Genomic DNA, 12,946 nt, shown 5'->3' on the forward strand with positions numbered 1-12,946 from the left:
ATACTCTCGATGGGTATGCTTTTTTTGTTACCCTTAAATACGATATATTTTAGGAGGGCATCATGAAACTAAAAAATAAATTTTTATCACTCTTTTTAATAGTTATATTAGCTATGAGTACACTTTTCGGTTGTGGTAATAAGACTGCAACAATGACAGATAGAGAAGGTAACAGCTTTAAGCTTCCTGAAAAAGTAAAAACTATAATATCTACAGCCCCATCAAATACCGAAATATTAGTTGGGCTGGGACTTTCAGATAAGCTAGTAGCTATAGATAAATATTCGTCAGATGTGGATGGTATCAATAAAGATTTACCTAAGATTGACTTTAAGAATCCAGATGCTGAAACTCTTGTGAGTTTAAAGCCTGACATAATAATAGCTTCAGGACATAATAAAACTGGGAGTGAAGACCCCTTTGCAGCTGTTAAAGAAGCTGGAATTCCTGTTGTATACATACCTACAAGTTCAAGCATGGAAGACCTTTATAAAGATATTGACTTTATATCAAAAATCACTGGCACTGAGAAAAAAGGTGATGAGATGACAGCTAATTTAAAGGATGAAATAAGTTCAATAAAGAAAATTGGAGACACTATTACTGATAAGAAAAATGTATATTTTGAAATAGGATCAACTTCAGGTTTATATAGTTTTGGTAATAATACATTTTTAAATGAAATGATTGAAATTGTAGGCGCCAAAAATATCTTTGCTAATGAAAATTCGTGGATATCTCCAAGTCCTGAAGCTGTAGTAAAAGCTAATCCTGATGTAATACTTACAAATGAACCTACAAGTAATGCTATCGATAATATAAAGACTCGCGAAGGCTTCCAAGAGGTTACTGCAATTAAAAACAATAAAGTCTTTGCTATTGATAATAATCCCTCTTCCAGACCATCACAAAATATACTGAAAGCACTTAAACAAATAGCAAAGGCTATTTATCCTGAGGAATATGCAAATGTATAAGAAAATTATTATATTATTAATCCCCTTAACATTTTTAATTTTATGTATCGGGACTTCTATTGGAAGTTCTGATACCAGCTTAATCCATATTGCATCGATAATTGGATATAAAGTTTTAGGAATTCCACTACTTAAAGAGATTAACCCTAATGATGTGGCGATAATTTGGAATTTAAGATTGCCTAGAGTTTTTTTAGCTTTTCTTGTAGGTAGTTCCTTATCAGTTAGTGGTGCTGTGGTTCAATCATTACTTAGAAATCCACTTGCTTCACCATATACCTTAGGAGTATCTTCTGGTGCTTCTCTTGGAGTTGGATTTCTTATAATATCTGGTTTTTCAATACCTATGCTCGGCAGGCTTACTCTTCCTTTAACAGGCTTTTTATGTGGGCTTTTGACTGTATTTATTATCATAAAATTTGCCTACAAAGTTGATAACAGTATGTCAACTTCAACTATAATTTTATCTGGCATGGTTTTTTCTTTATTTTGCAGTGCAATACTTACAACTGTAACAGCCTTATATAGTGAAGATATAAAAAGCATAGCTCTTTGGGAGATGGGTTCCTTTTCCATGAAGGGATGGTCATATGTACAAATGGGAGTTCCCTTCTTTATAGTTGGAATAATTGGTGTTATGCGCTACTGCACTGAAATGGATATATTATCTTTTGGTGAAGATCAAGCAAAATCAGTTGGAGTAGATGTTAATACAATAAAGACTAGACTTCTTATTTTCTCTGCTATATTAACGGGTTCTGCTGTAGCCTTAAGTGGAATTATTGGTTTTGTGGATTTAATAATTCCTCACTTAGTAAGAAGGATCATTGGAGCAAAGCATAAATATGTAATTCCAGTCTGTGTAATTTTAGGCGGCTGTTTTATGGTGATTACTGATCTAGTAGCAAGAATAATTATAATACCATCAGAATTGCCAGTTGGTGCTATTACTGCTCTGATTGGAGCTCCATTTTTTGCATACATATATTTTAATAAGGCACATGGAAGAAAATAATAAATCAAAGTAGGTGATGATTTTGTTAGAACTTAAGAATTTTTCTTGTGGATATGACAAAATAGATATCATAAAGAATATAACCTTTAAAGCTAAAAGAGGAGAAATTCTTTGCATAGTTGGTCCAAATGGATGCGGAAAAAGTACGCTTTTAAAAGCTATAGGCAGACTCATTGAATATAAAGGAACACTAACCTTTGATTCAAAGGATATAAAAAACTTACCTGTGAAGGAATTTGCAAAGCGCATTGCACTTATGACTCAAAGTAACAATGTTTATTTTCCTTACACAGTCTACGAAACTGTTGCTTTAGGAAGATATGCTTATTTAAAAGGGGCTTTATCCTCTTTAAGTAAGGAAGATAATTTAACCGTAATGAAAGCTATAAAAAGTGTTGGGCTGATAGATTTAAAAGATACATTTATAAGTGAATTATCTGGCGGTCAGCTTCAACGGGTCTTCATAGCAAAAGCCTTTGCCCAAGATCCAGAAATTATTTTATTAGATGAACCAACAAATCATCTTGATTTAAAATATCAAATTGAGATCCTAGAATATTTAAACCTTTGGGCAAAAGAAAATAATAAAATTGTAATAGCTGTATTACATGATTTAAATTTATCTAATTTATTTGGTAAGAAAATCATATTGCTAAGCCATGGCGAAATAGTCAGCCAAGGTACACCTAAAGAGGTATTTCTAGAAGATAACTTAAAAAATGTTTATAATATAGACGTAAAAAATTTCATGATTAGTGCTTTAAAGCAATGGCAATAAGATAATATATCGATAAAAGAAGTGAATTGATTGAATTCTTATTCTCTAATTAGAGCGAATATATAGATACCCAACTTTAAAACTAAATTTATGTGATAACTTACCGAAATCATAAATATTTTGATTCCGAAAAGCTATGAAAATATCGTTGAAGGTTCTAAGCAGCAGGTTGTAGCCACTTTAGCATGCTCCAACTTTCCTAGGGAAGCTCGACTCATTACATTCGCTGAGGAAGTTCGAGAACCCAAAATAAAATTTTGGACTCTCACTTCACAATCTAAAATGGAACAACCATTAGCGGAAACTCGGCTCACGTTCGTTCACTGAGTAAGCGATTCTCACCAAATCAAAGATTTGGGTTCTCTGCTTAAGAACCTTTAACAGCTCATTTTCAAATGTTTTCTTCATATTATAACCCTTGTGGTTACAAATATATTTATGATTTCTAGTGAAGATATGAACTTAAAATTTTAGCAACGTTGTAACTATATTAATCTAATAAATTGAATTCTTAAATTGAAAATCTATAATTAAACCAGTACTCAATTTTCGATCCATATAATATAGAAATATGCGATACTTTAATTTTGCATTTTTTAAAATATATTGTACATAGTATAGATATATATCAAATAAATATTAACTTACACATGTATACGCCCCTTTATTGGGGCATTTTTATGCTAAATATTAGTATTGAGGATTTAAAGCTACTTCAAGTGTTCCGTATAAGATTCGGAACGTTTCTGGTGGTATGGCTTTTATCACCATACTTAACGAATACCTTATAATGAAACAATCTATCCGCTTTCAACCGAACTCATTACAATATGTTTTAAAACCAATGCAATATGGTTATAAAATTATAATTCTATAAATCCAATTTTTTTATAAAGATTTACAGCAGCTGCATTTTCAGGGTGCACATATAAAATTAAATCATCGTATCCTAAATTCATTAATACATTTATACTATTTTTCAAAAGATTACTTGCCATCCCCTGTTTCAAATATTTCTTAACTGTAAATAATTCTGAAACAAATGGTTTCCCTTTAAATAAACTAATAAGAACTACAGCCGCAATTTCTCCATTTTGTTTAATTTGAAATGAAGCATCGGGAATAAATGTTCCGAAAGTACTTTCAACAATACTACAAATCTCCTTATTTAACTCTTCTATTGTTTCACCATTGAAGTCTACTGTATCTTTAAATGCGTCTAACATAGAAACTGATAATCCATCTATATCATCGGAATCTATCTTATCAAATGTATAAATTCCTTTTAGTTCTTGTGGTGCAAGTTTGCAAATCATACCTATTCTTTCACTCATATACTATTCTCCTAATTTTTTTCTTATTTTGTCCTATATGAAACTTATACTGTAAATTATAATATATTTTCTAATATTACATTATTGTATTTTCAAATAAGCTTTTTATAATTACTTAGTTAAATCTACATATTGTAATTTAAATTTGCCACCATCCTGACACATTGGGCTATTATAATAATATTATAAAGATAATAAAAACTTTTTTTCATAAATTTTTCCCCCTATAAATATAAGTCAAAGAGTAACATTCATATCCCCGTTATGACATGTTACTCTTTATTTCATTTCAAGTAATTATTAAACTCATACATGATTTAGTGATATTAAGTAGCTAAAAATCACAAATCTAAATCTCTTGCATAATGAAATTTCATAGTCTATAATCTATTGTCTTAATTTATAACGTCACAAATTAGCTTATTTATATAATTTAAAATTATCTCCTTGGTTTTCAATCCACAAATTTAAAAGCTCTTTTAGATCTTCAACCCTTTCCTTATCTGTAGCACCTTCATTAGATTCGAGCTTTTCAACAACTTTAAACTCGAAGGCACTTTCCCCATAAGCCGCCCAATCTTCCTTTAATTTTTTAGATTTAGCTCTCCCCAAGTTTAGCTGAAATTTGATTGATTCAAAGGGTTTATATAAATTTGTACATATATCTACGAAAGAATATCCATTAACTGTATTATAGATTTGAATTATTCCCATTTCTATTTCTTGTTGCTTATAATTATTTATTATCTCTTTTTTATTCATTTTATCCATAATAACTTCCTCACATTTCTTATAATATTTACTTCCATCATCATTTCTTCCCAAGTATCCATAGTCTACTAAGTATCTTCGTATTATTGCATCATCCTCGTAAATAGGCTTAATAATTTTCTTTACTTCAGCTTCCGTATACTCTTTATTGGGTTCAAACAAATTAGCAAACCTTGGTAATAATACTTTTCTTTTCTCCTCTTTAGCCGGAAAACTTCTAAGTTTTGGATTAGCTATTTTACTATTCCCATCGTCAACTAACTCTATGGCTGCTAAAAAAGCTCTTGCTTGTCTAGCCCTTTCTCTTAGTGCAAATCTCATATTTCTTACTGTTGATTCTGCACATCCAAGCTTAATCCCAATTTCTTTATTACTATACTTGTTTGACACCATTTCCAAAAGCTCTTTCTGAATTTCAGTAAGTCCGGTATATTTCTTATCAAGCATCAGTATTCTGTCCATAGGGCTCCCATGCTCTGCTGTATGAATGCTCATGTCATTACTATTTTTGCCTGTATATTTCCCACATATCAAACAAATAAATTCTGCTTTTTTGCTATCCCATATGTAACCCCTTTTAAAATCGTCAATAGTTGCATCACGAATAAGCTCTTTCATTTTATTCTCCTTGTCTATCAATTTAATAGACATTTTATCATTTTAATATATGTATGTCAATTTTACTGTTTAAAATTGTTTAATAAAATATCTTATAAATATCTCATTAACCAACTTTCAAAGACTATTCTATAGGTTAATACATCAAGCTAACTCATAGTCAGCACTACTATATTAAAAATTATATATTTAAAGGATTTATTGTTATTATTAAATTTCAAATGCATAGAAGTTCATAAAGAGAGATATGATGAATTTTACATAAAGAGGTTTTTAGCGTTAGCGTTGTAGTGACTGAACATCAAATAAAAAAAGAGCTGACTATGTATTATTTATCAGCTCTTCCTTAGGTATTTTTTATATTTTATGTTCGTCATTGTTAAATAAAACCACTTTGTTTCTTCCAGTATTTTTTGCTTGATATAATGCTGTGTCAGCCATTTCAAGCAAATTATCAATTTGAGTTGTCGTATTAGGATACGATGCTATTCCGATTGAAATTGTAATTTTTATAAAATTATTGTCTGAAATATAAAAATCATTTTCTTCAATCTTCTCCCTTAGTCTTTCCGCAATCTTAACAGCTTCAGAGTCTGAACAATCTAATAATATTACAGAAAACTCTTCCCCTCCCATTCTAGATACAATATCATAAGTCCTGCATGTATCAAGAAGAATTAAGGCTAAACTCTTTAAAATAGTATCCCCTGCATTATGGCCATAAGTATCATTTATTTTCTTAAAAAAATCAATATCTATAAACAACATAGATAGATCTTCTTCTTTTCGTACAGCCCTCTGAGAAATATTGTTGAAACTGTTGTCAAATTGCCTTACATTATTCAAGCCAGTCAAATAATCTTTTGTTGCCTCATTTCTTAACTTTTGATAAATTCTAACTGTTTCAAATATGTAGTCCGCGTATTTAATTGAAATATACGATACTATTAAATATCCAGAAAAGTATAAACTCACTGTTTTAAAATCAAATGTAATATTTTGAGGTACTGTAAATGATGAAATAACTGATGCTATAACAAAGAAGATCATAGAATAAATATATTTACGTTTTTTTGATATCTTTAATAAAGAAATAATTCCAAATCCGATCCCCATAGCTAAAGCAATTGCTGATCCAATTAGTGATATATCAGACACTCCCAAAATTAAAGATCTAAAAATAGCTATCAAAATGGAAGAAATAATTGAAGAGAAAAATCCACTATAAATAGCAGAAAATAAAATTGGTATGTACCTAAAATCAATAAAAGTATCTGTTGTAATATGTACACTGTTTATCATCAGTATCACACCTAATATCCCGCTATAAAGTCCCCATAAAAACTTACTTTTCAATGACATATCTTCAAAAATTCTTTTATTTCTAAGAAGATGCTGAGCAATACTCATAAACGCTATTAAAATACATGCATTTTGAAAAAACTCAAGAACCATAATTTATAACCCCTTTTTCATAAATTTATACTTGCTTATCAAACAAATTTAACATTTCCCAAATCCCCCATTATAGATATCAAACTTTAAAACTACATTTATGTGATAACTTACCGAAATCATAAATATTTTGATTCCGAAAAGCTATGAAAATATATTTATGATTTCTAGTGAAGATATGAACTTAAAGTTTTAGCAACTTTGTAAATATGTTCATCTAATAAGTCTAATTCTTAAATTGTTTATATATAGATAACACAATCATAAACTATACTTAGACTATGAAATATCTTCTAACTAGAAATGAGTAATATACTTTTGTGGAATGTTTCATTGGTAATTTTGATGGATGTGATTCTTTGGCTATAAGTTGTTCCAAATGTGCTAGTTCAAAGCTTGCTCTTTGATGCTAGCGCTTTGGGTTCAACCTTTCACTTAGAACTATCCATCGAAAATTTCACTAGTCCGCTGGAACAAATTTGTATCTAATTTCGGTTTTATCACACATAAATATAATTTTAAATTGGATACCTATATTAAAGGTTACTGAAATTATAAGTAATACAAAACTTTTCTATTATATACTTCTTTAAATATCTTATTTATGATTTATCAAATTACCAAAAATATATAAAATATTAATGTGAATATTATAAGGCTGGCAAAATTATATGTGGTAAATTTAAACATATATTTTTTCCCATCATATTCTTTAGCATAAAATTTATACGATATTAAGCTTGCAAGCGAGGCAATAATTGTTCCCATACCTCCGATGTTTACACCGACTAATATCTCTTTCCAAGAATTTGTGAATTTTGATAGCAAAATTGCACAAGGAAGATTACTAATTAACTGACTAAAAAATATCGAATAAAAGTATACACTTGTACTATTTGTTAATGCTTTCTTCATTAATTCATCTATAGTTGTCATATTAGATAAATTTCCTATCGCTATGAAAAAGCACACAAAAGTAAGTAATAAAAAATAGTCTACTTCCTTAAAGAGCTTTTTTTCTATAACAAAACTAATAATTAAAGTTATTATAAAAGCAACTCTATAATCAACTATATTGAAAACTGAAAGTAATATAAAAATAAACAAACTAAAATAAATAATTGCGCTTTTTTTATCTTTAATTTCTATTTTATCTAAATCATATTCCAAATTTACATTTGAGATCCTGCGATTGAGAACAAATAACCATATTGCACCAATTATCACAAAAAATATTGTATCCCTAAAAAAATCTAACATTCCAACATCAAAAAAAGAAAATAAATATAAGTTCTGTGGATTTCCCATTGGAGTAAGACTACTACCAATATTCACAGCTAAAGTTTCTAAAATTATTATTTTCATTGGGTTAAACTTCGCTTTTTGAGCAATAATCATAGTAAGCGGTACAAAAGTTATTAAAGCCACATCATTTGTTATAAACATTGAAGAAAAAAAACATAGAGATGTTAATATTAATGAAACCATTCTAAGTTTTTTATGTTTTATTAATATTTCAACTGCTATCTTATCTAATAATTTTAACTTTTCAAATGCAATTATTACTATCATAAGATTAAACATTAATATTAGTACCTCAAAATTTATATAATCTATTTTGGGCATAGAAATCAGAGACGTACCTAGTGCCAAAAATAATGATATAGTAAAAACTATTTCTGTTTTTAAAATTGATATAGCTTTATTCCAAAGCTGTTTTATATTCATAAATTCCTCCCGACACTTATTTCTAGATTAACTATAATCTTGTTAATCTTAAGCAAATTACAACTAAACACTCACTTTTATTCACATGCTGACGACATCCATTCCAATACCCCCCATAAGTGCATAATTGCATGAAAAAGCTTGTCCGTTTGTACTAGTAACAAGTTAAGTATTTCTTCTTACCCCTGTATATTAATCCCAGCGAACATACTTTAGTATTATAGCATATTTTACAAATATCACATTACACGATTTTAAAAGAGTATTTATTATTTACTACGCTAAATCTTTCATATAAAAGCTTCTATCTCTAATGTCATAATAGCTAGGCATCAAATAAATTAATAAAAGAGCTGACTATGTATTGTTTATCAGCTCTTACTTAGGTATTTTTATATTTTATGTTTCTAATTATTTTATCCAACCTATAATTAAGAAATAAGGACACCAATATACTCCACAGAATATCTCATAATGGATAAAAGAAATATTACTTTTTCTTATCTTTTTCTATTTTGTGTCTCTCTACAAACCTTCCCATTAGGAATGCAATTACGCCAACTCCAATACCTGTCTGCACGCAGAAAAGCAGGCTCTCCACCTCTCCTGGCAATTCTCCACCAATCCAAGTTTCCATAACTGGCTTAAACCACGGCTTGTACTCAGTACCTGTAATTTCAGAAACTACTTTACTTCCAGCATCGTCAGAACCACCAAATTCAGCTCCTCTTAATGTGAATAATGGAATAACAGCAATTAATGCCGCAATAATTAGCAGAATTATAACTGTTTTCTTAGTCTTTGACATTAATTTTCTCCTCCCTTCACTAATCCAAGGCCTGTTAATTCAGATTTTGCATATGTTTCAAGGCCAATTATAATAACAACTGTCAAAATACCTTCTATAACTGCAAGCGGAACTTGAGTTGGTGCAAATACTGCAAGGAATTTAGCTGCCGATACAATAAATCCGCCGTTTTCAGATGGATATGCAAGTGCAAGCTGGATACTTGTTACACAATAAGTGAATAAATCTCCAATTGATGCAGCCAAGAAAATGCCTACATATTTATTAACTTTTAAAGCCTTACATAATCTATATATTCCATAGGAAACAAATGGCCCTGCAATAGCCATAGAAAATGTATTAGCACCCAGAGTAGTGATTCCCCCATGAGCAAGCAGTATTGCCTGGAAAACAAGTACAATGATTCCTAAGATACTAACAGCGCTTGGCCCAAATAATATTGCACCAAGTCCAGTACCAGTCATGTGTGAACAGCTTCCTGTTACTGATGGTATCTTTAAAGATGAAAGTACAAAAACAAATGCTCCAGCCATAGCCAAAATGGTAATTGCTCTACGATTTTCAGCCAATGTCTTCTTAATTGATAAATAGCCTATGGCTATGAATGGAATGCAAATAACACCCCATATAATGCAAAATTGTGGTGGAAGATAACCTTCCATAATGTGCATTGCATTTGCTGCTGGAGCTACTCCAAAAATCAAAGCAAATGCTGCCGCTAGAGCGACAATTCTCTTTTCTTTCTTATTCATTTTTCTCCCCCTCAATAAAACTTTAATATTTATAATATTAAAGTCTAAATAATAAAATAATATAAATTCCTATTTGTAATATGGCTACTTTTTTTATAAGTGAAATGATCTTATTTGCAGGAAAGTTCCGTATTGCAGCATAGCTGATCTTTTTGTAAGTGCATAGCTGCTTTATATATATGTGAAATGATCTTATTTGCAGCATAGATGCTTTATATATATGTGTGGAAATTTCTATTTTTGAAGCATTTCTTTAAACTCTTTTATGCTTTTAGGATAGGCCTTTATGTCCTTAAAAATATCTTTTTCTATAAGCGATTCATAGACCTCTAACAACGTTGGTTGTTTCAAATTTGCTTGTTTTAAAATTTCCATGTTTGTAAAAATCTCTATAGGCGACCCATCTGCAATGATTTTCCCCTCATTAAAAACAAGAACTCTTTCAGCCCATCTATATGTAAAATCCACATCATGCGTAGATATTAACATTGTCTTTCCTTCTGTCCCAAGTTTCAATAAAACGTCTTCTAACATCATTGCATTTAATGGATCTAGAGCTGCTGTTGGTTCATCAAAAATTATAATTTCTGACTTCATTGCAATAATGTCAGCAATACTTACACGCTTCTTTTCACCACCACTTAAATAATGAGGTGGACGATCCTTTAAATGAGAAATATTCATATATTCTAGTGCTTCATCCATCCGTTTTAATACTTCATCTTTTGGAAGTTTCAAATTCATAGGTCCAAATCCAACTTCTGCTCTAACTGTAGATGCAATAATTTGATTATCAGCATCTTGAAACACTATTCCTATATTTTTTCTAAGTTCCGTTAAATTCTTTTTATTTATAACAGTATCTCTATAGATGATTTTTCCTTGTTCTGGGGTAAGTACCCCATCTACATTTAAGAAGAATGTGGATTTTCCTGAGCCGTTAGAACCAATGACAGCTATTTTCTCACCTTCATAAATATCTACATTTACCCCATTTAATGCAGACTTTCCATTTCCGTAAGCATAATGGAGATCTTCAATTTTTAATATTAATTTTCTCATAATCGTTCCTTTCTAAGCACATGAAGATACATAGCAAATTTAAAAATCTTCTTGTATGCAGCATAACCTATCTTTCTAACAAAATGTTCTTATATAAAACATATCTACGCTTTCTAGATAAATGATCTTATGTGTAGCATAGCTACCTTTTCTAAAAAAAAATGATCTTATGTGTAGCATAGCTACCTTTTTTAATGTGTATATTTTTCTTTGAGCTAGGCAAGGATGCAAGTGGATTTATTATTTTTTGAATGTGCCTTACCTTGTAAAATACCAAATTAAAACCAAAAACATTATGAATACTACTGCTAAGACAATCTGCATAACTTCTACATTTTTATCTTCCTCTAAAAATACAAGGTCCCCATCATAACATCGTGATTCCATTGCATCATAATAAGCATTTGCTTTCCTAAGTGAAATAATAAGCATATTACTTGCAATGCTCCCAAATGTATAGCATGAAGTTTTAAAATCACAATAACCTTGACGTGACTTTGCAGAGTTTTTCATTTTTGTAAATACATCCATTAAGATAAATATATAGCGATAAATAAGACTCATTAATTCTACAATAAGTTTTGGCACATGTGCCTTTCTAAGTACATAAATAATCTCAGAAGTTGGAGTCGATAAGGTCATCATCTGCAGAGCACTTATAGCTGCAAAAATCTTCAAAATTAAAAACACCATTTTCTTAAGCTGAACAGTTGAAGTAAAAACATAGCCAAACCCAAGATATAAATTGCACTGCCCTATTGCCTGCTTTGAAAAATCAATAGCAATGGTAAAAGTGCTAAGTAAAATAAAAGTAATTGGAATTGCCAATATTGACAGGTATTCAGCTGCCGGAATTTTCCCTTTAATAACTGTAAGATAAGCCATTGCAATTATCACGGTAGCAGATACATATGGATTGTTAAATACAATGCAAAGAACAAGCGTCAAAACTGATAAATACACTTTAAATTCAGCATTCCAATGTCTAATCTTTGAAGCATATGCATAAAAATCAATTGAATATCCTTCTCCATGTTTATGTCCAATTTTATGATTATGTTTATGAACTCGCTTCCTATTATCATTCATATTTTGATGTTTCCATATAAATACTAATAAGAAGATAGCCGCCGAAAACACAGCGCATAAAATAATTATTTTTTCCATATCTCATCTCCTTTGATTTTCTATCTATATATGTTGCAATTCACAATGCACAATGCACATTTCACAATTTACAATTACAGCTAAAATTCTTGCAATACTTTTATAATTATGATGAAGAATTATTTTTGCAATATACATATTTACTTATGTACAAATTAACAATTAAAGTTTGCTAGTTATATATGCGTACTATGGCATAATATGTAATTTATTATAACTTGTCTGTAATCTTCATATATTTTTCTGCAAAATAAAAAGTCCTTCTAACAAAAGTGTTAAAAAGACATAATAACAAAACATATTTATTCATATAAAATATGTAAATAAATTTTCATTAAAACGCCCCCTCTATCACTCGTAGAGTTTAGTCACATTAAAAAGATAACAATTCGATATAATAGCTTATTTACTATCATACTTTATCGCCACATGCACATAATACTCCTCTATAAGATGCATCTATCTTGTCATCTGACGAAAG

At 29.8% G+C, this 12,946-nt stretch carries 11 protein-coding genes; 3 read left to right on the forward strand and 8 right to left on the reverse strand.

Annotation, left to right across the window (positions count from 1 at the left end):
• Positions 1-62: 62 nt before the first annotated feature.
• From KEC93_RS18680 to KEC93_RS18690, 3 genes are read left to right on the forward strand one after another with little or no spacing between them, the layout of a single operon-like run.
• On the forward strand, positions 63-977 hold the full coding sequence (locus KEC93_RS18680; protein WP_077868786.1) for an ABC transporter substrate-binding protein: 915 nt from the start codon (positions 63-65) through the stop codon (positions 975-977).
• Entirely contained in the window at positions 970-1,992 is a 1,023-nt protein-coding gene (locus tag KEC93_RS18685) for a FecCD family ABC transporter permease (protein WP_077868785.1), read from the forward strand. The genes KEC93_RS18680 and KEC93_RS18685 overlap by 8 nt, the downstream gene beginning before the upstream one ends.
• Before the next feature lie 22 nt (positions 1,993-2,014).
• On the forward strand, positions 2,015-2,770 hold the full coding sequence (locus KEC93_RS18690; RefSeq protein ID WP_077868784.1) for an ABC transporter ATP-binding protein: 756 nt from the start codon (positions 2,015-2,017) through the stop codon (positions 2,768-2,770).
• A gap of 863 nt (positions 2,771-3,633) precedes the next feature.
• Here the strand turns inward: KEC93_RS18690 and KEC93_RS18695 are convergent.
• From KEC93_RS18695 to cbiQ, 8 genes are all read right to left on the reverse strand, one after another.
• On the reverse strand, positions 3,634-4,104 hold the full coding sequence (locus KEC93_RS18695; RefSeq protein ID WP_039773781.1) for a GNAT family N-acetyltransferase: 471 nt from the start codon (positions 4,102-4,104) through the stop codon (positions 3,634-3,636).
• Positions 4,105-4,524: 420 nt separating this feature from the next.
• Entirely contained in the window at positions 4,525-5,493 is a 969-nt protein-coding gene (locus KEC93_RS18700; protein WP_077868783.1) for a DUF2087 domain-containing protein, read from the reverse strand.
• Positions 5,494-5,850: 357 nt separating this feature from the next.
• Positions 5,851-6,948 carry a GGDEF domain-containing protein gene (locus KEC93_RS18705; protein ID WP_077868782.1) on the reverse strand — a complete coding sequence of 366 codons (1,098 nt, stop codon included), beginning with the start codon at positions 6,946-6,948 and terminating at the stop codon, positions 5,851-5,853.
• A gap of 612 nt (positions 6,949-7,560) precedes the next feature.
• On the reverse strand, positions 7,561-8,676 hold the full coding sequence (locus KEC93_RS18710; protein ID WP_077868781.1) for an SLC13 family permease: 1,116 nt from the start codon (positions 8,674-8,676) through the stop codon (positions 7,561-7,563).
• Positions 8,677-9,166: 490 nt separating this feature from the next.
• Complete coding sequence (locus tag KEC93_RS18715) at positions 9,167-9,484, reverse strand: cobalt ECF transporter S component CbiN (RefSeq protein WP_012059874.1); 318 nt, start codon at positions 9,482-9,484, stop codon at positions 9,167-9,169.
• Positions 9,484-10,236: an energy-coupling factor ABC transporter permease gene (locus KEC93_RS18720; protein WP_023974590.1), complete on the reverse strand. Its 753-nt coding sequence runs from the start codon at positions 10,234-10,236 to the stop codon at positions 9,484-9,486. The genes KEC93_RS18715 and KEC93_RS18720 overlap by 1 nt, the downstream gene beginning before the upstream one ends.
• A gap of 234 nt (positions 10,237-10,470) precedes the next feature.
• Positions 10,471-11,298, reverse strand: coding sequence for an energy-coupling factor ABC transporter ATP-binding protein (locus KEC93_RS18725; protein ID WP_077868780.1), 828 nt, complete (start codon positions 11,296-11,298; stop codon positions 10,471-10,473).
• Between the two features lie 258 nt (positions 11,299-11,556).
• A complete protein-coding gene (cbiQ, locus tag KEC93_RS18730; RefSeq protein ID WP_172462694.1) occupies positions 11,557-12,465 on the reverse strand; it encodes a cobalt ECF transporter T component CbiQ in 909 nt (302 codons plus the stop codon).
• Between the last annotated feature and the right edge of the window lie 481 nt (positions 12,466-12,946).

This window comes from Clostridium beijerinckii (genome assembly GCF_018223745.1).
GTDB lineage: Bacteria > Bacillota > Clostridia > Clostridiales > Clostridiaceae > Clostridium > Clostridium beijerinckii.